This is a genomic window from Flavobacterium psychrophilum (genome assembly GCA_001708385.1).
Taxonomy (GTDB): domain Bacteria; phylum Bacteroidota; class Bacteroidia; order Flavobacteriales; family Flavobacteriaceae; genus Flavobacterium; species Flavobacterium psychrophilum_A.
The window spans coordinates 14,459-38,738 of sequence record CP012388.1 but is presented as its reverse complement, the minus strand read 5'-3'; the positions used below and the strand labels follow the sequence as shown (position 1 = coordinate 38,738).

Annotated in this window: 22 protein-coding genes, 2 pseudogenes and 1 other annotated feature; of the genes and pseudogenes, 14 read left to right on the top strand and 10 right to left on the bottom strand. The window is 37.1% G+C overall.

What is annotated here, in order from left to right:
• Positions 1-29 precede the first annotated feature (29 nt).
• Positions 30-416 carry a hypothetical protein gene (locus ALW18_00215; protein AOE51075.1) on the bottom strand — a complete coding sequence of 129 codons (387 nt, stop codon included), beginning with the start codon at positions 414-416 and terminating at the stop codon, positions 30-32.
• A 64-nt stretch (positions 417-480) separates the two neighbouring features.
• Positions 481-999, bottom strand: a complete 519-nt coding sequence (locus ALW18_00210) for a thioredoxin (protein AOE51074.1) — start codon at positions 997-999, stop codon at positions 481-483.
• Positions 1,000-1,210: 211 nt separating this feature from the next.
• Between ALW18_00210 and ALW18_00205 the strand changes: the two genes are divergently transcribed.
• Together ALW18_00205 and ALW18_00200 are read left to right on the top strand one after the other, a co-directional pair.
• Positions 1,211-1,642: a histidine kinase gene (locus ALW18_00205; protein ID AOE51073.1), complete on the top strand. Its 432-nt coding sequence runs from the start codon at positions 1,211-1,213 to the stop codon at positions 1,640-1,642.
• 87 nt (positions 1,643-1,729) lie between these two features.
• The gene (locus ALW18_00200) at positions 1,730-2,545 is read left to right on the top strand and encodes a lipase (GenBank protein ID AOE51072.1); all 816 of its coding nucleotides are present in this window, start codon (positions 1,730-1,732) and stop codon (positions 2,543-2,545) included.
• A gap of 13 nt (positions 2,546-2,558) precedes the next feature.
• Here ALW18_00200 and ALW18_00195 read toward each other — a convergent pair whose 3' ends face one another.
• On the bottom strand, positions 2,559-3,509 hold the full coding sequence (locus tag ALW18_00195) for a glycosyltransferase (GenBank protein AOE51071.1): 951 nt from the start codon (positions 3,507-3,509) through the stop codon (positions 2,559-2,561).
• A gap of 170 nt (positions 3,510-3,679) precedes the next feature.
• A complete protein-coding gene (gene sucC / locus ALW18_00190; protein ID AOE51070.1) occupies positions 3,680-4,873 on the bottom strand; it encodes a succinyl-CoA synthetase subunit beta in 1,194 nt (397 codons plus the stop codon).
• Positions 4,874-5,298: 425 nt separating this feature from the next.
• Between sucC and ALW18_00185 the strand changes: the two genes are divergently transcribed.
• Both ALW18_00185 and ALW18_00180 read left to right on the top strand, forming a co-directional pair.
• Entirely contained in the window at positions 5,299-5,802 is a 504-nt protein-coding gene (locus ALW18_00185) for a hypothetical protein (GenBank protein AOE51069.1), read from the top strand.
• Positions 5,803-5,974: 172 nt separating this feature from the next.
• Positions 5,975-7,219 carry a diaminopimelate decarboxylase gene (locus ALW18_00180; protein ID AOE51068.1) on the top strand — a complete coding sequence of 415 codons (1,245 nt, stop codon included), beginning with the start codon at positions 5,975-5,977 and terminating at the stop codon, positions 7,217-7,219.
• Between the two features lie 64 nt (positions 7,220-7,283).
• Here the strand turns inward: ALW18_00180 and ALW18_00175 are convergent, their stop codons facing one another.
• A complete protein-coding gene (locus ALW18_00175) occupies positions 7,284-7,772 on the bottom strand; it encodes a hypothetical protein (protein AOE51067.1) in 489 nt (162 codons plus the stop codon).
• 162 nt (positions 7,773-7,934) lie between these two features.
• On the opposite strand from ALW18_00175, the gene ALW18_00170 reads away from it, so the two are divergent.
• The 3 genes from ALW18_00170 to ALW18_00160 all read left to right on the top strand — a co-directional run bounded on the left by ALW18_00170 (position 7,935) and on the right by ALW18_00160 (position 10,498).
• Positions 7,935-9,353 carry an alkaline phosphatase gene (locus ALW18_00170; protein AOE51066.1) on the top strand — a complete coding sequence of 473 codons (1,419 nt, stop codon included), beginning with the start codon at positions 7,935-7,937 and terminating at the stop codon, positions 9,351-9,353.
• 73 nt (positions 9,354-9,426) lie between these two features.
• The gene (locus ALW18_00165; protein AOE51065.1) at positions 9,427-9,894 is read left to right on the top strand and encodes a hypothetical protein; all 468 of its coding nucleotides are present in this window, start codon (positions 9,427-9,429) and stop codon (positions 9,892-9,894) included.
• Position 9,895: 1 nt separating this feature from the next.
• Positions 9,896-10,498, top strand: a complete 603-nt coding sequence (locus ALW18_00160) for a peptidoglycan peptidase (GenBank protein AOE54256.1) — start codon at positions 9,896-9,898, stop codon at positions 10,496-10,498.
• A 33-nt stretch (positions 10,499-10,531) separates the two neighbouring features.
• On the opposite strand, the gene ALW18_00155 is transcribed toward ALW18_00160, so the two are convergent.
• Genes ALW18_00155 through ALW18_00140 form a run of 4 tightly spaced genes read right to left on the bottom strand, consistent with a single transcriptional unit; the run spans position 10,532 to position 14,578 of the window.
• A complete protein-coding gene (locus ALW18_00155; protein ID AOE51064.1) occupies positions 10,532-11,470 on the bottom strand; it encodes a 2-nitropropane dioxygenase in 939 nt (312 codons plus the stop codon).
• Positions 11,470-12,579: a hypothetical protein gene (locus ALW18_00150; GenBank protein AOE51063.1), complete on the bottom strand. Its 1,110-nt coding sequence runs from the start codon at positions 12,577-12,579 to the stop codon at positions 11,470-11,472. The genes ALW18_00155 and ALW18_00150 overlap by 1 nt, the downstream gene beginning before the upstream one ends.
• 31 nt (positions 12,580-12,610) lie before the next feature.
• Positions 12,611-14,221: a peptidase S8 gene (locus ALW18_00145; protein ID AOE51062.1), complete on the bottom strand. Its 1,611-nt coding sequence runs from the start codon at positions 14,219-14,221 to the stop codon at positions 12,611-12,613.
• Positions 14,222-14,578, bottom strand: a complete 357-nt coding sequence (locus tag ALW18_00140) for a hypothetical protein (GenBank protein AOE51061.1) — start codon at positions 14,576-14,578, stop codon at positions 14,222-14,224.
• Between the two features lie 97 nt (positions 14,579-14,675).
• On the opposite strand from ALW18_00140, the gene ALW18_00135 reads away from it, so the two are divergent.
• From ALW18_00135 to ALW18_00125, 3 genes are all read left to right on the top strand, one after another.
• Positions 14,676-15,533 (top strand): transporter, encoded by an 858-nt coding sequence (locus ALW18_00135; protein ID AOE51060.1) that lies wholly within the window; start codon positions 14,676-14,678, stop codon positions 15,531-15,533.
• A 111-nt stretch (positions 15,534-15,644) separates the two neighbouring features.
• Positions 15,645-15,757: a binding site (SAM riboswitch), on the top strand.
• A 145-nt stretch (positions 15,758-15,902) separates the two neighbouring features.
• On the top strand, positions 15,903-17,084 hold the full coding sequence (locus ALW18_00130; GenBank protein ID AOE51059.1) for a cystathionine beta-lyase: 1,182 nt from the start codon (positions 15,903-15,905) through the stop codon (positions 17,082-17,084).
• Positions 17,085-17,096: 12 nt separating this feature from the next.
• Positions 17,097-18,332: a homoserine dehydrogenase gene (locus ALW18_00125; GenBank protein AOE51058.1), complete on the top strand. Its 1,236-nt coding sequence runs from the start codon at positions 17,097-17,099 to the stop codon at positions 18,330-18,332.
• A gap of 88 nt (positions 18,333-18,420) precedes the next feature.
• Here the strand turns inward: ALW18_00125 and ALW18_00120 are convergent, their stop codons facing one another.
• Complete coding sequence (locus ALW18_00120) at positions 18,421-19,008, bottom strand: hypothetical protein (GenBank protein AOE54255.1); 588 nt, start codon at positions 19,006-19,008, stop codon at positions 18,421-18,423.
• Between the two features lie 135 nt (positions 19,009-19,143).
• On the opposite strand from ALW18_00120, the gene ALW18_00115 reads away from it, so the two are divergent.
• The 4 genes and pseudogenes from ALW18_00115 (at position 19,144) to ALW18_00100 (ending at position 24,073) form a co-directional block, all read left to right on the top strand.
• A complete protein-coding gene (locus tag ALW18_00115) occupies positions 19,144-20,361 on the top strand; it encodes an MFS transporter (GenBank protein ID AOE51057.1) in 1,218 nt (405 codons plus the stop codon).
• Positions 20,362-20,469: 108 nt separating this feature from the next.
• Complete coding sequence (locus ALW18_00110) at positions 20,470-20,829, top strand: transcriptional regulator (GenBank protein ID AOE51056.1); 360 nt, start codon at positions 20,470-20,472, stop codon at positions 20,827-20,829.
• A gap of 1 nt (position 20,830) precedes the next feature.
• Positions 20,831-21,985, top strand: a pseudogene (locus ALW18_00105) (peptidase M56).
• Positions 21,986-22,936: 951 nt separating this feature from the next.
• Positions 22,937-24,073 (top strand): annotated as a pseudogene (locus tag ALW18_00100) (hypothetical protein).
• The last annotated feature ends 207 nt before the right edge of the window (positions 24,074-24,280 follow it).

Genomic DNA, 24,280 nt, shown 5'->3' with positions numbered 1-24,280 from the left:
GATATTATGCGATACCGAAAATTTTATTGCTATTTTATTAACGGCTGGCCGGCATCTGACCATGCATTTGTACCTCCATCAAGTTCTACTACATTTTTAAAACCGTTTTGTTTTAATGTTGCTGTAGCTTCCGCACTTCTGCGGCCTGCCTTACAATACACATAAACAGTTTTGTCTTTATGCAGTTTATTGATCTGATTAGCAAAGTCATCATCATGCAGATTGATATTCTGCGCGCCTTTAATATGACCATTGTTAAATTCTTCGGGTGTGCGCACATCAACAAGCTGAACAGTGCCCATAGCAATTTCCTGCGAAAATTGCTGTGGAGAAACAAGAACTGCCCCTTCTTTTGTTTTTGTTTCACAAGAAAGAAAAACCAAAGCCAATACAAACAGGAATATTAATTTTTTCATTGTATTTATATTTCGTAAAAATACAGTATTTGGAAAATTGATGATATTTCAATTAGAAATATAACTACTTCTTAATCGTAAATATCTCTTTAACTACCGCAAGTTGTCTTTCAGTCAGTTTTGAAGTCCTTTTAAGCTTTGTGGTAAATTCTGCCACTTCTTCCGGGGTAGAAGGACAGCCCAGGTTTTCACCTTTAGTATTAAACGAATCTGCCAGTACATTACCTTTAGGATCAAGTATTACCCAAAATGGAAGCCCTGCCCTGTCGGCTTTATATTTCAAAAGCAATTCCTGCCCTCCGGGGTTTTCAAGATTTTGGTTTTTAGGAGATTCTTTTACCGTAAGGTGTGCCGTAACATAATTATCGTTGAATGATTTAGCCAAAGCGTCGCCTGTAAGGTTTTTGTCCATCTTTTTACACCATCCACACCAAGAGGCATGAAACATTAAAAAGACATTTTTATTTTCTTTCCCCGCCTGCGAATATGCTTTATTCATAATGGCAGATGCCTGTTCCTGAGCATTTATTGCTGTAATGCTAAACAGTAAAAATGCACTGACTAATATTGATTTAAGTCTCATAATCTCTTAATTTTATAGTGGTAATTGATATACGCAATTTACATAATTAACAAATACATAACAGTTAAGATACACTATAATTTTCTTACATCAACTGCGTATAAAATTGTAAATAATTGTATTCAAATCATAACCCATTGTTTAGGGAAATTTTATATTTTGCGACATATTTTTTATAATATAAGACATATAACCAAAAATCAGTCCAGTTATGAAAATGCACAGGGATATACTTGTTATTGAGGATGATGAAGACGACAGGGATATTTTAAAAGAGATATTCCGCGACCTTGGCTACAAGAATAATATATTGTTTTTCTCTGATAGCACCGAGGCTCTCGCATATATCCGAAGACCGGAAGTTGAACCTTTTATAATTATATCAGATATCAACATGCCTAAGCTTGGCGGTTTTGAACTGAGAAATATAATAATTGAAGAAGAAGTTCTTGCCGATAAAGATATTCCGTATATCTTTATATCAAATGCAGCGGATGAATACTCCGTTAAACAGGCTAATAAACTGTCTATTCAGGGATACATCCATAAAGGTAACGACTATAATAAATACAAGGAAAAAATTAAAAACCTTGTAGATTACTGGAAAGAAAATATCAATACATTTTCTTCAGCAAAAAAATAACGTTTATCTACTATACAGAGAGTGTTTAACTAAATAGTTTAAAGTTTTTTCTTAAAGATTTTTTATATTTGGCTAAACACTTTTTTTATGAGACAATTCCTGGTAGCCCTATTAATTATAACGGGCTTTAGTACACTTGCGCAGAAAACAGAATATACTACAGTTACATCATTAAAATACTATCCCGAAACATTTTATAAGGATAATGCTTATGCCAGCGAACGCTGCGTTGTAGACATATATTACCCTAAAAACATTAAAAACTTTGCGACTATTATTTGGTTTCATGGCGGCGGACTTACACAAGGAAGCAAAGAAATTCCACAGGACTTAAAAGATAAAGGATACTGTATTATAGGCGTTGGCTACAGGCTTAGCCCAAAGGTAAAAGTTGTAGAATGTATTGAAGATAGCGCTGCTGCTATAGCATGGGCTTTCAATTCTATTGAAAAGTACGGTGGAGATCCGTCTAAGATATTTATATCGGGACATTCGGCAGGCGGTTATCTCGGACTTATGACTGTTCTCGACAAAAAATACCTATCTAAATATAATATTGATGCTAATAAAGTCGCAGGGCTTATCCCTTTCAGTGGTCAGTGTATTACCCATTTTACAGAACGTCAGTCAAGGGGTATTAAAGACACACAACCTTTAGTTGATGATCTTGCCCCGTTATTTCATGTTCGGTCTGATGCTCCACCCCTACTACTTATTACCGGCGACAGAGAACTTGAAATGCTCGGCCGTTATGAAGAGAATGCATACATGACACGAATGATGAAACTTACAGGACACAAAGACACCAAACTATTGGAATTGGACGGCTACGGACACAATATGGCGTACCCTGCCTTTCCTTTATTAGTTAATGAAGTAAAAAGAATATTGGAGAAGAAATAGTGCAGTTAAAAAATTAAACTATTTTATCTACTATGTAGCGTGGCCTTTGCTTTACCTCCGAATATATCTTGCCGATATATTCGCCAATTATACCAAAGCAAAATAGTTGTATACCGCCAAGAAAGTACATTGGCAGCACAGTAGACACCCATCCCGGAACTGTATTTCCTGCAAACACAGCAGAGAGTGCATATATACTCATTAAAATACAAAGAAAGAATATCAGGAAACCGATAGTAGTAACTAATTTTAATGGAAACGTGCTAAAAGATGTAACGCCATTCCACGCAAAGGACAACATCTTTGTAAACGGATATTTAGACTCACCTGCAAATCTCTCGAGCCTATTATAATAAACGACGTCCTTTTTAAATCCTATTGACGGAATAATTCCGCGAAGAAACAAATTTACTTCATTAAAGCCCGACAGTGCCGTAATTACCCTGTTACTACAAAGTCTGTAATCGGCATGATTGTGCAGTACATTAACCTTCATTTTTTTCATGAGATAATAAAACATAAGTGCTGTATTTCTCTTAAAAAAAGTGTCGGTAACACGACTGTTGCGTACTCCATACACAACATCTGTTCCTGCTTTATATTTATCGATCATATCTTCAATAACCGAAATATCATCCTGTAAATCGGCATCAATAGAAATAAGAGCATCAGCTTCAGCATTGAATGTTAAAAGCCCGGCAAGCAGCGCATTTTGATGCCCCACATTTCCTGCAAGCTTTAGTCCTTTAACATGAACTTTGTTTTGCGATTCATCCTCAATAATAGACCATGTAGTATCCCTGCTACCATCATCAACAAAAGCGATAAAACTTTTCTCTGATATTTTACCGTTAGCAATAAGTTGCTCTACGAGAGAATGCAATTGGGCAGATGTCTCCCTAAGTACAGCTTCTTCATTATAGCAAGGCGATACGATACCAATAACAGGTTTGTTACTTTCCATTTACAAGTCAAATTATTTTAAATAAAACTCAGGTTTTATTTTAGTTTTCACGGTGCAATAATAGTCATATTAATTGAAATTTTAAATGATAAATCACACCCAAATCATAAGAAAACAAAAATCCCATCCGCGCAATGCGGACGGGATTAATATATAAGATATTTTGTATACTAGCTAAGTGCAGCTTTAACCTGGTCTGCAGCTTCCTGGAACAATGTAGCAGAAAGAATTGGCATACCTGAGTTATCGATAAGTTCTTTAGCGATATCTGCATTAGTACCTTGTAAACGCACAATGATAGGCACATTAATAGTGTCTCCCATGTTTTTGTAAGCGTCTACAACACCTTGTGCAACACGGTCGCAACGAACAATACCACCAAAAATGTTAATAAGGATTGCTTTTACGTTAGGATCTTTAAGGATAATACGGAACGCAGTTTCAACACGTTTAGCATCAGCAGTACCACCGACGTCAAGGAAGTTAGCCGGCTCAAAACCTGCATATTTAATAAGGTCCATAGTTGCCATAGCAAGACCAGCACCGTTTACCATACAACCTACAGTACCGTCAAGATCCACATAGTTAAGACCAACTTCTTTAGCCTCAACCTCAATTGGATTCTCCTCACGGATGTCGCGCATGTCGGCATATTTTTTCTGTCTGTAAAGTGCATTGTCGTCAAGAACAACTTTAGCATCTACAGCCATAATTTTATTGTCTGATGTTTTAAGCACCGGGTTGATCTCGAACATAGAAGCATCGCTGTCTATGTAAGCATTGTATAGAGAAGCAACAAAAGATGTCATTTCTTTGAATGCATTACCTGATAAACCAAGGTTGAAAGCAATCCTTCTTGCCTGAAAGCCCTGAAGACCTACAGCCGGATCAATTTCTTCAGTGAAGATAAGGTGTGGTGTGTGCTCAGCAACTTCTTCAATATCCATACCACCTTCGGTAGAATACATGATCATGTTACGACCTTTACCCCTGTTCAATAGAACAGACATATAGAATTCTGAAGTTTCACTTTCTCCAGGGTAGTATACGTCCTCAGCAATAAGTACCTTGTGTACTCTTTTACCTGTAGGAGGAGTTTGTGGTGTAATAAGGTCCATACCTATTATCTGTCCCGCAATCTCTTCTACCTGCTGAAGGTTTTTAGCAAGCTTAACACCTCCGCCTTTTCCGCGTCCACCTGCGTGTATCTGTGCTTTAACAACATGCCATCCTGTACCTGTCTCAGCAGTAAGCTGTTTTGCAGCTGCAACCGCTTCAGCAGGACTGTTAGCTACGATACCACGCTGAACGCGTACGCCGTGGCTGGCCAGTATTTCTTTTCCCTGATATTCGTGTAAATTCATAAGTATTGCATTTATCTTATTAAAAGTGGAACAAAAATAGCAAAATACATCCAACGACCATAAGTATTTTTAATTTTTTCTCACTACAATTATAAGCATGTTTAAACTTTACAAATGGGTATTATGTCAATTTAAAATGTTTGTAAATTTTATTATTATCAAAGCCAAAGGGAATAGAGTCACTAAATGTTAAAATAGCCAATAGTTAACACAATATAACGCAACCTTTTTAACATTTAAACATCTAAGTAGTACAGACCGTTCTATTTAACAACTTACGCATCAAATGTAATTATTATGAAAAGTGTTTTATGCTTTGTAACAACCATTGCGCTTACCATTATATATTTGGGTCGCAGCAATGAAGCTAATGCAGATTAGCCTGTTACCTTACTATAGCAAATGCTTTATTAACTTATTCCGGGATGCCTTTAGAGCAACTCATAAATGCCACTTTAGGCTTATCCGGATTTTATTTTAAACCAACAAATAAAAATAAAACCATGAAAAAAATTCTATTTTCAATGATGACTGTTGTACTAACACTAAGTAGCTGCAGCAACGATGATGACAATAAACAAACTGTTGCGCAAGGCTTGGAAGATACCTGGTCCCTCTCTAATGTATCAGGTGGCGGATGGACCGATGTTAATCACAATTTTAATGATAATGCCATTACATGGACATTTAAGGGCGATGGAACAGTTGTAGTGAATAATAACAACCAGGACGATACCGTATATGATGGTTTTGAAAGTGGTACTTACAATTATCTTGTAACCGTTGAATCAGAATCATCGCAGTGCAAAGAATCGATGAAAGTTGATGATTCTAAACTTGGATGCTACAGTATTGACACTACCGGAAAATTGGTACTTGACCTGAGATATGTAGATGGTCATAAACTTACCTTTGTAAAAAGCAACTAGCAAACATCAGATAATCACCTCAACTAATAGTTGATTGTTATTTTGATTTAAGATTCATTAAACACTTGTTATATTTATAACATTTTGTTATATTTTGTTAATCTTCTGTCATTTACTTTTTTAAGTAGTTAAGGGTGCTTATTTTTGTATCTTATTAAAGAGAAGATCGACGATGGATACAAAACAGTTACTACAATTAGTAGACGAATTCGGAGGGCCGCTATATGTGTATGATGCGGCAAAAATACAATCTCAATACCAAAGGCTTGAAAAGGCTTTTTCTAAGGTAAATCATTTAAGGATAAACTACGCTGTAAAGGCGTTATCAAATATATCTATACTTAAGCTTCTGAAACAACTTGGTTCTGGCCTTGATACTGTTTCTTATGAAGAAGTACAATTAGGATTACTCGCAGGATACTCGCCTGATATGATTATATATACGCCAAATGGTGTATCTATGGAGGAAATTGAGGCTGTTGCTGCACTTGGTGTACAAATCAATATAGACAATCTGTCTTTCCTTGAGCAGTTTGGAGCTAAACACCCTGCTACTCCTGTATGTATACGTATCAATCCACACGTAATGGCGGGAGGAAACAGTAATATATCTGTTGGGCATATCGATAGCAAATTTGGTATTTCTATCCACCAGATGCCGCACCTGCTTCGTATTGTAGAAAATACAGGCATGAACATTAACGGTATACATATGCATACAGGTTCTGATATACTTGATATTGAAGTTTTCCTTTATGCTGCCGAAATACTATTTGAAACGGCTGCACATTTTAAAGATCTTGAATTCCTTGATTTTGGAAGCGGATTTAAAGTTCCGTACAAAAAAGACGATATTCAGACAGACGTTGAAGAGCTTGGTAAAAAACTTACCAAACGTTTTAATGCTTTCTGTGCCGAATATGGCCGCGACCTTACACTAACATTTGAGCCGGGTAAATTCCTTGTGAGCGAAGCTGGATTTTTCCTTGCTAAAGTAAATGTAGTTAAACAAACTACTTCTACCGTATTTGCAGGAATTGACAGTGGCTTCAATCACCTTATACGCCCAATGTTCTATGGTTCGCACCATCATATAGAAAACATCTCTAACCCTAAAGGTAAAGAGCGTTTCTACTCTGTTGTAGGTTATATCTGCGAGACAGATACATTTGCAAGCAACCGACGTATTGCAGAAATTAAAGAAGGTGATATATTAAGTTTCCGCAACGCAGGAGCATATTGCTTCTCTATGAGCAGCAATTACAACTCGCGCGTACGCCCTGCCGAAATACTTTGGTACGAAGGCAAAGGCCACGTTATAAGGGAGCGTGAAACTTTTGAAGACATTATCCGCAACCAAGTTATCATGGAATTTGAGCCTGCTGCAACACCTACGCCTGTAGCCGTAACTGTATAAGTTATATTACAATAATTGTTTTTAGTTATTTAGACCGCGCTGAAAAGTGCGGTTTTTTTTTATCTCAATCCTTTCCTAATATATCATACACACTTTTAGCCGCCTTTAGCTTTTCAAGGCTTTTATCTTTCACAGTATGTTTTGCAAAACCGTAACCGTAATCAGCTTTTATAAATTCACTGCCCAAGTTCTTAAGGATTTCGTTCATTTGCTTTTCTTCTTTACTTTCAACGCCAAAATAATAGCGCTTATCGTCTGCTGAAGTAAGTACAAAGCAGTAAGCTGTCATAAAAACCGTTTTAAATTCGGGGAGCATACCAAGATCCGGTTTCTTTTCATTCTGAATCGTTAATAATATTGGGGTTTCTCCGGGAATATATGCATTAAATTCATTTGAAGTGTTCACCCAGCAAACTGGTGTTACATTAATAGCCTTCATGGTTTGGGTAGTTCCCGGTGTGAAAATTCCGTCTGGTTCACTCTCCTGCGCAGATAAATTTGATAGAGTAAACAATGTAAATGACAAAGCGGTAATAATAGTTGAAAGTTTCATATTGAGATTGTTGGTTATTCAAATATAAAAATTTTCTTTCATAAACGATAAAAGATGAACTATATCAAAAAAGCATTTCGTAATAAATAACGCTTAAATAATATTGCCTTTGCTGTTGGTTTGCTGTAGTTTTTTACCTTTGGAAATCTAACTTAATTTACAATGAACAGGAGAAAGTTTTTTAGGAACGGATCACTTTTTACACTTGGCGCAACACTTATAAATCCATTTGAAAGCACTGCCAATGTACTCGACATAAATAGTTTAAATAAAAACAAAAAGGCCAAAAATATAATATTTATGGTTAGCGACGGTATGAGTAACGGCACCCTAAACATGGCCGACCTATACCTTAGCAGAAAAACAGGTAAAGGTTCTAACTGGCTTCAGTTATATAAAGACCAGCGCGTTAGCCGCGCATTAATGGATACTGCTTCTGCCAGCTCTATTGTTACCGATTCTTCCGCTGCAAGCTCATCATGGGGCGGCGGCGCACGCGTAAATAACGGATCGCTAAACATCGGACCTAAAGGTGAAGTAAACATGCCTATCTGGCAAAAATTCAAGAAAGCCGGTAAAATGGCGGGCTGTGTTACTACTGTACCTATTACACACGCTACTCCATCTGGTTTTTGTGTAAACAGCAAAAGCCGAAATGCCCAGGAAGAAATTGCAGAGCAATATCCCGACCTTGGTTTTGATATTATGATGGGCGGTGGTAACAACTATTTTAGCCCCGAACTGCGTAAGGACAAAAAAGATGTTTACACCTATTATAAAAACAAAGGATGGCAAGTTGCGCGTAACCGTAAGGAAATGATGGCTGCCGATATTACTAAGCCGATCCTTGGCGTTTTTGCTGATGACGGACTTCCGTATAGCATTGACAGGTTAAATGATAAACAACTTTCTGAAAACACCCCTACCCTTGCAGAAATGGCTCAAAAAGCTATTGATCGTATGAAGAACCATAAAAATGGCTTTGTGCTGCAAATTGAAGGCGGTAAGGTAGACTGGGGTGCTCATGCTAACGATATTGCTGCATTACTTTACGATCAGGCGGCATTTGATGAAGCTATTAAAGTGGCTATAGATTTCGCAGAGAAAGATGGCAATACACTGGTTGTGATAACTACCGATCATGGTAATGCCAATCCGGGTGTTATTTATGGTAAAGATGCCAACAATAATTTTGACAGCATTCAGAAATACACACACACTAACGAGTGGATCTTGAATACTATTAAGCCAAACAATACAGTTGCGCAGGTACGTGAAATTGTTGAAAGTGCCAATAAAACTACACTGTCTGAAGAAGATGCAAAAACCATCCTGACCTATTACGATGGATTACATAAAGAAGAAGGCGGACTGTATAATTACAAAAAGGTTCCGTTTAAAGCATTCTCACAGATTCAGCAAAAGAGCAATTCTGTTGGATGGATAAGCATGGATCACTCAGCAGACTATGTTGAACTGGCAATGTTTGGCCCGGGAAGCAATCTGCTAAAACCATTCGTTAAAAATACCGACCTGCATTACCTCATGCTGGAAGCGGCAGAAGTAGAAAATAAATTTTAATATATTTTAATTCTGAATGAAGGCGCTTTATTAGCGCCTTTTTTTATATTTGAAGGATATTTCTTAACGACAAATGAAAACATTTAAAAAATATATCTTACTATTTTCACCATTACTACTTTCAATACTGTTGACCATTTTCGCATTTGGTTTTAAGGCATTTAAAGAAAACAGCATAGATATAAACATACATGATACCTACTTTGTATTAAGTCCTTTATATTTCGTACTTGCACTTACAATATTTTTCAGCATAATAATTTATACTAGTTGGTATTTGTATTCTACATTTAAATACAACAAAATAGCAAATATTTTATTTTTAGGTCTCGTACAGGTTCTTATTGTTGCCTTTTCATTTCTGATGATAGTAAACAATCAATATGTCACCCCTGATATTTCATCAAAAGAACTAAAGTATAATTATCCAATTACGAGCACTACTAATATGGCTATAATTCAATTTGCCATGGTTATTCTGGTAACCTATTCAGCATTTAAAATAGGTCAAAAATTCAAACATCAAAAAAATGAGAATTAGTATTCTGACAATTTTAATAGCTATTTTATTTATCAGCTGTCAAAAAGATCCTGTAAATACTAAAAGCCTACAGAATGGCGACCTGATTTTTCAGACATCGCAATCGGCGCAAAGCCAGGCAATACAACTGGCTACCAAATCTAAATTTTCGCATTGTGGTCTGATCTTTCTTGACGATGGGAAATATTATGTTTTTGAAGCAATGCAACCTGTACAGAAAACACCACTTGCCGACTGGATTGCTCGAGGTAAGGACAGCCATTACGTAGTAAAGCGCCTTAAAAATGATAAAGTACTGACCGCCGATAACTTGAAAAAAATGCAGGCGGCAGGAAAGAGAATGACAGGCAAAAATTATGACCTTTACTTTGAATGGAGTGACGACAGAATATACTGTTCAGAATTGATCTGGAAAATTTACAAAGAAGGAACGGGTCTGGAAATCGGTAAACTTGAAGAATTAGCCGATTTTGATCTTTCTAACCCAGCCGTAAAAGCTAAACTTAAAGAACGTTATGGCAATACTATTCCAAAACATGAAAAGGTAATTTCACCCGCAGCAATCTTTGACAGCGAACTTCTATATATAGTAGTAAACAAATAAAAAAATCCCAACTAGATTAGTTGGGATTTGAATTTATAAATTTGTTGCTTTTTGTTTTGCTCTTTCAAAATCGGAGATAATTTCATGAAGAATATCGCCCGCCGGTTTTATATCGTGAATGATACCCGCTATCTGCCCAATCTCTAGCTCACCTTCGTCAAGATCTCCTTCAAACATACCTTTTTTTGCCCTTGCTCGGCCCAATAGTGTCTTAAGATCGTCGACAGTTGGCGCATTGGCATATAGCGCCACTACATCGTGAAAAAACTTATTTTTGATAAGACGCACCGGAGCCAGTTCTTTTAACGTAACATGTGTATCGCCATCCTGCGCATCAACAATTGCCTGCTTAAATTTTTCATGCGATGATGATTCTACAGAGGCAGCAAAACGGCTGCCTATCTGCACACCGTCAGCACCTAAAACCATAGCAGCAAGCATGCCCTCGCCTGTTGCAATACCACCTGCGGCAATAAGCGGTACATCCAGTTTTTCTTTAACCATAGGGATAAGTGTGAACGTGGTAGTCTCCTCACGCCCATTGTGTCCTCCGGCTTCAAAACCTTCGGCAACAACAGCATCAACACCAGCTTCCTGAGCTTTAAGTGCAAATTTCACGCTACTTACCACATGTACAACGGTGATGCCTTTTTCTTTTAAAAAAGCTGTCCATGTTTTAGGATTTCCGGCAGAAGTAAAAACGATCTTAACACCTTCTTCTACTATAATATTCATTATCTCTTCAATATTTGGATATAGCATAGGTACATTAACTGCAAAAGGCTTATCTGTTGCTTTCTTGCATTTCTGTATGTGCTCACGGAGTACATCCGGGTACATAGAGCCTGCACCAATTATACCAAGTCCCCCAGCGTTGCTAACCGCACTTGCCAGTTTATATCCGCTTGCCCATATCATTCCCGCCTGTATTATGGGATATTTAATATTAAAAAGTTGAGTAATTCTGTTCATTAGTTCTTTATGGTTTCGAGTTTGTTCTTTAGTTTGTTTTCGGTTATAAAATTAAAGCCTATATCTCTAATTTCGATTTTGTCATCTATATAACGAATCTTGTAATACCTTCCGTCAGTAGTAATTTTTGTAACTGCGGGTGTAGTGTAAGACCAGTTATAATTATCATTGAATGTTGCATTAGTAACTTTTGCATCCAGCAAGAGTGACACGAGATAAAATCCTTCAGAAGCAGTTAACTCCATCGATTTTAAATTATCGCCCGTAGTTAAACTTGAATTGAAAATAGTATTACTGAGAAAAGGAGTAACTTGCTTAGGCTTTAGATCTAGCTTTTGCGCCAGCATTATTACAGGAACATAAGCCCATATTAATTCTTTAGGTGCAGAATCAGCATAATCTTCAATCGTTTTAAAAATTTTACCATTTTTTATAAAAGAAACAGAAACACTACGGTTGTCAGTTACCGTGGTGTAGTAATCATCTTTAAGCACTATATAATTGGCTTTCTGAAATCTTTCTGAAATCTCCTTAAACTGAGATTGCGCTATTTTTGACGTATACCAACCTTTTTTTTCAACATAGAAATTTCCCTTATAAAGTACGTCACCTTTTTTTGATATTATGATTTCATTGGCAGGACATGCGCCATAACAAGACGAAGAAGAAACTATAATCGCATCAAAATCTGGAACTTTAGACGTATTATATATATTTTTTGAAAAGGTTATTAAGCCTTTATAATTCTTTAATATGAGGGTGTCCTTAGTAATTTTACTAATACCGAAAGCATCCCATTTTTTACTGGCAAGGTTAAATATTCTTAAGCTTTTCTTCGATATTTTATATTGGGTTTCTGCTCCAAGATATTGAATTACTCTAGTTTCCTTGTCCGTGACAGTGTCATTATAAAATTTATTCCAGTCGTAATACCCATTTTTAAACTCGCAAATCCCATTTTGTTTAAACTCGTAACCGATAGTATCATTACCTGGCGGTGGGGGCAAATCAATATCATTTTTGCCGGGTTTCTTTTTTACCTCTACCCAATTACCTAAAATCAGTTCTGCTGATGTATCGGATTTTCTGACACATGAAAAAAATGTCAATAAAATGAAAAACGAAAAGTACTTTCTCATATTAATTCTTTACTATCCTCCCTTTTTGATTTATGCCTAAAGCCTCGATCCTGTAACTGTATACCCCGGTTGCTAAACCCGATATATCAAGAAAAGTATCTGTTACTGAAACACTTTGGTCTATAACTTTCTGCCCAATGCTATTAAATATAAACACAGTGGCATTGGTTACTTTATCAGGGAAAAGGAAGTATAAATTGTCATCGGCAGGATTTGGGTATACTGTAAATTTAATTTCTTCAACAGTACTGCTCCAACCGCTTTTTAGTGCCTCATTAAAATCGGGAATACCGTAGCCATATTGTGGCGTTGGTGCATTATACCTGTCAGCTGACTGACGTATAATATCTATTAATTCGACATTGGTTTTCTCCGGAAGTGCCTGCCACAGGCAAGCTACAAGTCCGCTTGTAATGGGGCCTGAAAACGATGTTCCGCTATTTGCGCCAATATCTCCGTCAACAGTAGCAATTGTGGCCTGAGAACCCCTTGCCATGACATCAGGTTTTACCCTTCCGTCGAATGACGGGCCAATAGAACTAAAACTGGAGTAATTCCTGTTAGCATCTACAGAACCTACGGTAAGTACTCCCAGTGCATCTGCCGGTGCGCTGATGTATGGATTCGCTGTAGCCGCAGAGTTACCCGCAGAAACTACACATAATATTCCCCGGGTAGCAGCAACATTGGCACCACGGCTTATAAAAGCTGTTTCTCCGTTCATTTGTTCGTAGGTATGGTCATACCTTACGTTATCATATATAAAATAGCCTAACGAAGTATTTATTACATCTACACCAAGGCTGTCTGCCATTTCAGCAGCCTCAACCCAATACGATTCCTCAACGGGGTTTTCACTTGTGGTATCTTCGGTCACGAATAAGTAGTACGAAGCATCGGGCGCTGTCCCTACCAGTCTGCCATCTACATAACCGCCCATGGTAGAAAGAACCATAGTTCCGTGCGTTCCTCCCGTGTAAAAGTTATCACTTCGGTTTACAAGATTGTACCCGCCTTTAATCTGGTTATTCTCGCGCAATCGTTTAAAAGGATCAGTTACGTCTACATTGGGAAATCCGGCATCGAGCACGGCGATAGACATTCCTTTTCCCGTAAAATTTTGTTGGTGCAGTAAATGACCGTTAAGCATTTGTACCTGGTTAGCCGAATTTCCATAATCAAAAACAATCTCCGGTTCAAGGTTTTCAGCAGCATCATGTTGCATTTTTGTAATACTGACCCTGCCATTAATATTTAACGTTTTATCAGCAAAATCAATACCACTTACGAAAGATAAATTTTTAAGCGAGGTAATAGCTTCTATGCTGCCGCGGATATGTAAGGCATTAAACCATTTCGACTTTGCCATTACAGTAATCCCTTCGGTAGATGAAATAGTATCAACATATTGTGATGCAACAGGAACATCTTTATCATCTAAAGAAATACCTTGCTTTTCCCTTCTATTCAGAGCTTTCTGCGAAAGCATCTCCAACGGATTGGCTAAATAAAATTCGGCATCGGGCTTATCTTTAAAATATACCAAGGCGTCTTCCTGTGAATAGCAGAAAATAACAGATAACAACGCTAAGCACAGTAAAAACTTCTTCATTTAGTTTTGTATTTTTTGTCCGAATTTAAGCAGGTTGCCACTGGGATCTGTAATATAAAATTCACGCATACCCCAAGGCCTGTCGCTTATTTCAATCTTTCCGAAAAGCTTTTGCTGGTAATATTCAAACAGCAGGTCTATCTCATTTACGTGCAAATAGATACTGGAGTTTTCAGGTATGTTTTTATCCTCACATTTCCATAAATGAAATTCAATGTCATCTATGAAAAAAATAAGCAGATCAAGAAATTCCTCTACAAGAATACAGTTTAGGATTTCGACATAAAACTGCTTAGAAACCTCAAAATCCAGAGAAGGCAACTGTGGTATGATAGTTTGTATATTAGGCTTATGCATTGCAAATGATTATAAACCAAATATACAAAAAGAAGTATAGTACAGGCTTGGGTGAATATGGTAAAAGATTACTTTTGCTCTACAAAAAATATAATCAATGCTGTTTTTACTACTAAGTATATGCTGCAGTGTAGCAGTTGGAATACTATTTAAAATATCAAGACGCTATAATGTTACTATTCCGCAAGTGGTTACGTGGAATTATGTTTTCGCGATACTGCTATGTTATCTCTTTTTTAGCCCTGATACCAGCGAAGTTAACACATCTTCTCCATGGGCTATTTATGCACCTTTAATGCTGCTGATGCCCTCTATCTTTTTGTTTCTGGCGTTATCTATAAAACACATGGGAATTGTTAAGACAGATACCGCCCAACGCCTCTCATTATTTATTCCTATACTGGCGGCATGGTTCATTTTTAAAGAAGATTTCAATACGCTAAAAATCATAGGGCTTTGTGTGGGTTTCCCTGCTATTTTGATGATCCTTTCCAGGCAGGATACTAACAAAAGCAACAACTGGATATACCCTGCCATTGTACTTATCGGCTTTGGAATTGTAGACATTCTTTTTAAACAGATCGCTCTCTATACAACATTAGCCTACACTACATCATTGTTCATTGTTTTTTGCGGATCGTTAGTAGTAAGTGCTATAGCAGCTACCATTCAGATTGTCTCCGGAAAGCAAAAATTTGGTGTTGTTAACCTTGCGTTTGGGGCGTTGATTGGTATTTTTAATTTCGGGAATATACTTTTCTACCTGAAAGCACATAAGGCATTTGCCGAAAATCCATCTACGGTTTTCGCTGCTATGAACATGGGTGTAATTATACTCGGAAGCTTAGCCGGCATCATCATTTTTAAAGAAAAAGTGACAAAACTAAATTATTTCGGACTCTTTTTAGCACTGACTGCCATTGTAATTATTACGCTTTCGCAGATTTACAAGTAAAAAATACGTTTTCAAATTATTAAAAATCAATACTTTAAAAAATAAATAAAATTTTATTTGGTTTTTAATTTTATTGTACCGTACCTTTGCTGCAAGTTCTTTAAAAAATTATTCTTATCCAGAAAGACCGAGGGATTTGACCCTATGACGTCTTGGCAACCTGCCATGCTTTTGCATGATAAGGTGCCACATTCAACCTCTGCATGGCAGCGGAAAGATAAGCTTAGAAAATGTACATAATACTCAAAAATATTATATGCTCTTCTGACTTATCGGGAGAGCATTTTTTATTTTATGCTCTTTCGATAACTGGTTTTAGGATGTTTTTTACTGACAAAGAAAATTTACAAACTAAAATTAGAAAACAAAATGAAAGAGTCAACTCAAATCTTACACAGCATTCCGGTAGATCCATTAACAGGTTCAATCTCTACTCCAATTTATCAAACATCTACATTCGTTCAGGACGCTCCCGGTGTTCATAAAGGATATGATTATGCACGAAGCAATAACCCAACCCGTAAAGTTCTTGAAGACATTATTGCAAAACTTGAAAACGGTACAAACGGTTACGCTTTTGCGAGCGGACTTGCAGCAATTGATGCAGTTATAAAACTTCTTGAAGCAGGAGACGAAGTTATTGCTGTAGACGATATCTACGGAGGTGCGTTTAGATTATTCACCCATATTTACCAGAAATTTGGTATCAGCATTAAATATGTAGATACTACGAATGCAGAAAACGTTGCTGCTGCCGTTACCGATAAAACTAAACTTATCTGGATCGAGTCGCCAACAAACCCAACACTTAAAATTTCAGACATCAGGGCTATTGCAGCTACGGCAAAAGCAAACAACATTCTACTTTGCGTAGACAACACATTTGCATCGCCTGCAGCTCAAAAACCGATTGACCTTGGTGCTGACATCGTTGTACACAGTGCTACAAAATACCTTTCAGGACACAGCGACATTATTGCAGGTCTGGTTGTTACTTCAACTCAGGAATTAGGAGACAAAATTAAGTTCATCCAGAATGCATCAGGTGCTATACTGGGGCCATTTGACAGCTGGTTAGCTATCCGCGGTATCGAAACATTAACGCTTCGTATTAAGCAACATGCTGAAAACGCTCAGAAAATTGCTGAATTCCTTCTTGAAGAAAAACTCATTAAGAACGTTTACTATCCTGGATTGCCATCGCACCACAACCACGAAATTGCAAAAAGCCAACAGAAATATTTTGGTGGCGTAATTGCTTTTGACCTTGTAATTGACGATAAAGAAATTGCTTCTGCAATTGTAAGCAACACTAAGCTATTCAAACTTGCTGAAAGCCTTGGCGGTGTTAAAAGCCTTTGTTGCCTACCGTGCGAGATGACTCATAAATCTATCCCTACAGAGAAACGTTACAGTTCTGGTGTTACCGATAGCCTTATTCGTTTATCTGTTGGTCTTGAAGACGCCGACGATCTTATTGCAGACTTAAAACAAGCGCTGGAAACAGCGGTAAAACAAAGTACTAACAAGAACGCAACTGCTGCTGTATAACATATTCTAGCTATGTCAAGAAAAACTTTAAATATAGGCCTTTATGGTTTTGGATGTGTAGGCTTTGGACTTTACGAAGTACTGCAAAAAACACCCGGACTTAAAGCTAACATAAAAAACATTTGTGTTAAGGATAAAAACAAACCAAGAGAGATTGGTATTGAGAATTTTACCTTCGACAAAAATGATATCCTGAATGATGAAGAGATCAATGTAGTTGTTGAACTTATTGATGATGCCGATGCCGCTTTCGAAATTGTATCTGAAGCACTTAAAAGAGGTAAAGCTGTAGTATCTGCTAACAAAAAAATGATTGCAGAGCATTTTACCGAATTACTGGAACTTCAGGAAAAATATAATGTTCCGTTATTATATGAAGCTGCAGCTTGTGCAAGTATGCCTATTATACGTAATCTTGAAGAGTATTATGATAATGACCTTTTGGAATCTATTGAAGGTATTGTAAATGGTTCAACCAATTACATACTGACAAAGACTTTTGCTGAAAACCTATCGTATGAGGTGGCATTAAAAGAAGCACAGGATAAAGGTTTTGCAGAAAGCAACCCGATACTTGACACAGGTGGATTTGATGCGAAATACAAACTGCTTATACTTCTTGCGCATTCATTTGGTTACATCGCGAAACCAGCTGATATCTTTAATATTGGTATTGACGGAATCGGTAGCCTGGAACTAAAATATGCACGTGAAAAAGGACTTAAGATTAAACTTATTGCACAGGCATTTAAAGGAACAGACGGTCAGTTATCAGCTTTTGTAATACCTAAATTTGTATCGCCGGACGAACGCCTTTATACTGTAGATGATGTATTTAATGGCGTGCTTACCAAAACAAGCTTTGCCGACACTCAGTTCTTTGTAGGTAAAGGAGCAGGTGCACACCCAACAGCTTCAGCAGTATTGTCTGATATATCTGCCTTAAGTTATAATTACAGGTATGAATACAAGAAAATAAGACAGCAGGAAAACCTTATCCTTTCGGATAACGTAAATTTAAAAGTACTGTTAAGGCATAAAAAAGAGGATGCCGATACCTTTAAACAACAGTTCCTTACCATTGAGGAAGCTTACACAAACAATGAGCTTGGCTACATAACAGGAACAATAACATTGGAAAATCTTAAAAAGATTCAGGCAGGGAATACCGGGGACAGATCATTTATATTATTAAATGTAGTTACCGAAAAAGAAGCAGCAAATGCTGAACCTGCCCTGGCTTTATAAAATACCGGACCTACCTAACCCCAAATCGCTATGAGGAGGGCAAATTCCCCAAAGATGAAATACACTTTGGGGATTTGTGTTTTATATACTAATGCTTTTTATATTCTTTTACTCCCGCTTTAATTTCTGTCTTAAGGTCGTTTTGTGCGGGCGGTATAGGGCACGAATAAACATGGTTGTACGCACAGTACGGATTGTAAGCTGTATTAAAATCAATAAGAATAGTATTAGCTGCAGGCTGTTTCAGGTCTACATACCTTCCACCGCCATAGCTTCCGTTGCCAGATGTAAGATCGGTAAAAGGAAGGAACAGGTCATTTTTGTATTTCTCCAGTTTTATAAGATCAAGGCTTTGAAATACATCCAACTTATGTTCTTTTCCGTTTAGGTTAAAAACAACTTCACCAAACTTAACATACATTGGTTTACGATCGGTCGTAGTTGGCATTGCGAAAGGTTTTTCATCGGGTGTACGCACAAACTTTGCTTCAACACAATAGGCCATATCTATTGGATAGAAATCAAGCGATTTAAATTTTTTAATATCCTTTTTAGTTAGCGGCGATTCTTCTGGGTTAGCATACTCTTTATTAAGCTGCTGTTGGTATTTAAGAGAATTTTCTTTACTGCATTCCTGTGCCGAAGCTGTGTGTAATACAAGTGCTGCGGCTATGATAAAAAACTTTTTCATACAATTGTGTTTCCACAAAAATAGGTAATATAAGATAGATTGCCTTCTGAATTTATTTATGTTTTGTAAACAAACCAAACTCTTAACATTTGTAACTTTGCAGCAAACCAACCTATACAAATGCTCCAGCAATCATTTTCCCGCTACATAAATAATTTTCGTGGTTTTTCCCGCGAGGTTTGGATACTTGCCATCATAACCTTCATCAACCGTGCAGGTACAATGGTGTTTCCTTTTCTTTCAAAATACCTTAAAGAAGATCTCAATTTTACCTACGGACAAGTTGGATGGATCATGGTTTGCTTTGGTGCAGGCTCGATGTTAGGATCATGGATTGGAGGTAAACTATCAGATAAGATAGGTTTCTATAAAGTGATGGTTTTCAGCATGCTTATTAGCGGAGCATCGTTCTTTATTATTCAGTATATAACCACTTTTTACGCGTTGTGTATTGCGATGTTTAGCATAATGGTTGTTGCCGATATGTTTCGTCCTGCAATGTTTGTTTCATTGGGCACATATGCTAAACCGGAAAACCGAACAAGGGCATTTACATTAGTAAGACTCGCGGTGAATTTTGGTTTTATGGCAGGGCCTGCTTTGGGTGGACTTATAATTTTAGGCATAGGATATAAAGGATTATTTTGGGCAGATGGTATATCGTGCATATCATCTATATTGGTTTTTATGTTACTGGTAAAAGAGAAAAAGAAAGCCAAAGAAGAAATAGATGTAACAGAGACGATAGAAAATACAAGATCTATTACTAATGACAAACCATTTTGGCTTTTCCTGTTTTGCAGTTTTATTGGTGCTATGGTGTTTTTCCAGTTGTTTACTACGCTCCCGCTGTACCACAAAGAGCAATACGGACTATCTGAATTCCATACAGGACTCCTAATGTCCTTCAACGGATTGTTAGTACTTCTGTGTGAAATGCCAATTGTAGGTTATATAGAGCGTAAAAAAATTCAAAAGATAAAACCTATAGCCCTCGGCGCATTACTTATGGGTGTAAGCTATCTGGCACTGCTATTTCAGGGCTGGGTAGGAATACTTATTATAAGCATGGCTATAATCTCGTATGCCGTCTTCTGCTTGAAAAAAAAAACTAACGGATTTGCAATGGAACGCGCACCCCGTGGCAGCGAGGGTCAATATATGGGTTACTATACAATGACTTTTAGCCTTGCTCATATTGTAAGCGGTAAAACCGGACTTGAAATTATTGCCCACTGGGGCTACATGGCCAACTGGATTGTTATGGGACTTCTCGGTATACTTGCCGCAATAGCCCTTATTATTCTTCAGCGAATACTCCTCAAAGAAAACACATAGTACACATCAGGCATCTAAAACAAAAAACGACCCTTCTAGTTATTTAACTATAAAAATAGTTGTGTAACTAAAAAAATAGTTTTAATTTTGAATTATAAACAAGATGTCATGCAAAAGTTAACCAACAAGGAAGAAGAAATAATGCATATACTATGGAAGCTCGAAAAAGCTTTCGTTAAAGATGTGCTGATGGAAATTGAGGACGACAAGCCTCATTACAACACCCTGTCTACTATAATAAGAAACCTTGAAGAAAAAGGGTATGTTAGCCATAATGCCTACGGCAACACACACCAGTATTTCCCCAAAGTCAGTAAAGAAGATTACAGGAAAGGTTTTATGAACAATGCCATTGAGAATTACTTTAATAATTCTTATAAAAGCATGATATCCTTTTTCGCAAAGGAAGAGAAAATAAGCGCCGATGAGCTTCGTGAAATTCTTGATATGATCGAAAAAAAGGAATGATATGGAAGCTTTTATCATCTATATGGCTAAGGCGTCGGGATTGCTTGCATTCTTTTTAACGGCCTATTATATATTACTGAGAAAAGAAACCTTTTTTACTTCGAACCGTGGCTTTTTGCTGGCAGGCCTAATCACCTCTGCCCTGCTTCCACTTGTAGAATACACTAAAGTAGTCTGGGTAGAACCTTCTCCGAAAGCTGTTGCTGTTTCTCAAATAGCCGCTCCTAAGGATATGATGGTATTACAGCAATATATACTGCAGCAACAATTGGCAGGAACGGCTGAAATAGAAGCGTTCTCTATAAACTGGAGTTATGTAGCATTTTGTATCTATATTATTGGTGTTCTGTTTTTTTTAATGCGGTTTATGGTTGATTTTAAGTCTATCCGCCACATAGTAAAGGGCAACAGTATTAAAATAGAAGGAAACTACAAACTTATAGATTCTAAGAAAGTAAAATCGCCATTCTCTTTTTTTAACTATATAGTGTACAATTCGGCAGTGTTACAGCCTGAAGAACTGGAGAGCATCATTGCTCACGAAAAAGTACACAGCAGGCAAAAACATTCGGCAGACATGATAGTCAGTCAGCTGTTCTGTATCGCCTTTTGGTTTAATCCGTTTGTATGGCTCTATAAAAAATTAATATCTCAAAATCTGGAATTTATCGCCGACGCTGTCGCAATCAAACAGCTGTCTGATAGAAAGGCTTACCAGAAAACCCTGCTGAAAATTACACTTCAGCCGGAATGTATAGCAATCACTAATCATTTTTATCAATCATTAATCAAAAAACGAATCGTTATGTTAAACAAAAAACAGTCTAAAAGACGCAATTCATGGAAGTATGCCATTGTATTACCTGCCCTTGCAGCATTCATGCTGGCATTTCAGGTAAAGGCAGTAGCTCAGGAAAAAGCTACAACCGTAAACAGTGTTACGGGTGAAAAATTTAAAGTGGCAATTACAGTTGATAAAGACAGTAAAGATGATGAACTGGCATCTGAAACAAAAGTCTTTAAAGATCAGTTTGATGCCGATGTTACTTTTAGCAATGTAACACGAAATGAAACTTCTGAAATTACCGGAGTAAGAGTTCTTGTAAAAGACAAAACACAATCTAAAGTTTATGAGATTACCGGGAACAAACCAATTCCACCTTTTACAATTGAAATTGAAAAAGGCAGTGATGCGCAGGAAAACAGCATAGCTTTTGGCAGGCCGGATAAAAAAGACAATGCGGTAGCAAGCAGCGTGAGCTACTCAGAATCGACAACTAAAAAAGAGCCTTTAACAACCTCTTATTCATATTCAAAATCTGAGGATAATACGACTAAAGTAGCTAACGTGGATAAAGATGCTCTTGTAGTAATCAACGGCGTTAAGCAGCCTAAGGGCGATGCTGACAAAGTACAGTTTCCAAGTGGCCAGACCATTATTGTAACCAAATTATCTCCAAAAGAAGGTAAAAAAAAATACGGTAAAGAAGGTAAGAAAGGTGTTGTAGAAATTACGACAACCAAAAAACCGAATAACTTTTACACTTATACTTATAACCAAAATGGAGACGAACTTCCTCCAATGCCGCCGATGCCGCCAATGCCACCAATGCCATCTACAGATGAAATAATGGAATATGCATCTACAGGCGTTCATGAGGGAATGAAAGCCTTAGCTGAAATCGACTGGAAAAAAGAGATGGCCTTTGAAAGTCTTTCTGAAGCAGAAAGAGATGAAATCGTAGCAGAAATGAAAAGAGCAAGCGCAGAGATTCGCAAAGCTTTTAAAGATCCCGAAGTAAGAAAAGCTATGGCTTTGAGAAAGGAATCAAAAATTGCGGCACGTGGCTTGAGAAATGCCCGTAGCGAGAAGGAAAATCTTGAATCGGAAAAGGAAATACTCCTTGAACTACAAAAAGCTAAAGCTGAACTGGAAAGTGCAAGAAAAGAGCTTGAAAAAGCAAGAGCTGAACTTAAGAAAAAATCGAATTAAAACTGAGGTTAGTTATATATAATAAGTCAATTTATTATAGCTATTGGGGCAGCTCATCCTGCCCCAATATTTTTCAAATTTCTACACCAGAATAATCAATAATAATAAATTATTATGGAAAGCTTATTTGTATACCTTGCAAAAGCATCCGGATTGCTTACACTATTTTTCCTGGCATATTATTTACTAATCAGGAAGGAAACCTTCTTTAACTCAAGCCGTTTTTTCCTTGTTGCAGGAATATTTACTTCTGCCCTGCTTCCGCTTATAGTGTATACAAAAATTGTATGGGTAGCACCGACGGTTCTTCATGAGCCTCTCATAATGCAGGGAATGCTTCCGCAGACTGCTATCAATATCGCCGCAGAACAGTCTTTCAAAATCAATTGGTGGTATGTTGCATTAGCACTATATACAGCGGGTGTGTTGTTTTTCTTTAGCAGACTAATAATCGATCTTTACAGAATTATAAGCCTTCTTAAAGGCCAGCAGAAAGTATACAGTAAAGGATTTATCCTGATAGATTCGCCATTGGTTAACTCTCCGTTCTCTTTCTTTAAGTATATAGTATACAACACTGCCACGCTTACCTTTGACGAACTGGAAAACATAATTGCACATGAGAAAGTACACAGCAGGCAATTGCATTCACTGGATATGCTTTTAAATCAGTTAACCTGTACATTTTTATGGTTTAACCCGATAAGCTGGCTTTACAAAAAACAGGTTACACAAAATCTGGAATTTATTGCTGATGCTGAAGCCGCTAAAGAAATAATAGATCTTAAAGCATATCAAAAAACGCTGCTTAAAATCACTTTGCAGCCAGAGTGTATTGCTATAACCAATCACTTTTATCAATCATTAATCAAAAAACGAATTGTTATGCTGAACAAGCCACAATCTAAAAGGCTAAGCTTAATCAAATTTGCCTTTATACTTCCGGCTACAGCAATATTTTTCTATCTGTTTCAGACAGAAGTTATAGCGCAGGAGCGTGAAGCCACAAATAAACAAAAACAATCTGAAAATACGACAGAAGATAAAGTTGCTTATTTATCAGAAGCTGTATACGGAAGCGAACTTGAATACCCCGTTCTTGCAGTAACCAACGTAGACAAGAATCTTTCTGAAAAAACCATGAACGAGCGAAAAGAAATGTATAAAGATATCTTTGACGCCGATGTGACATTCAAAAACGTGAAAAGAAATAAAAAGGGAGAAATTACTGCAATCACAGTAATGGTAAAAGACAAAAACAATACTAAAAGTTATCCTGTCTATGAGGTCATTTCTACCGACAATACCCCTATCTATCCTTTTAACCTTTATATTGAGAAATTAACGAAGGACAGCGATAATAAAATATCTTTTCAGAAAGTTGAACAGAACAAAACAAATACAGCGTTAAACACAACGACAGATACGGAGGTAAAATCTGAGATTTATAATCCTGTT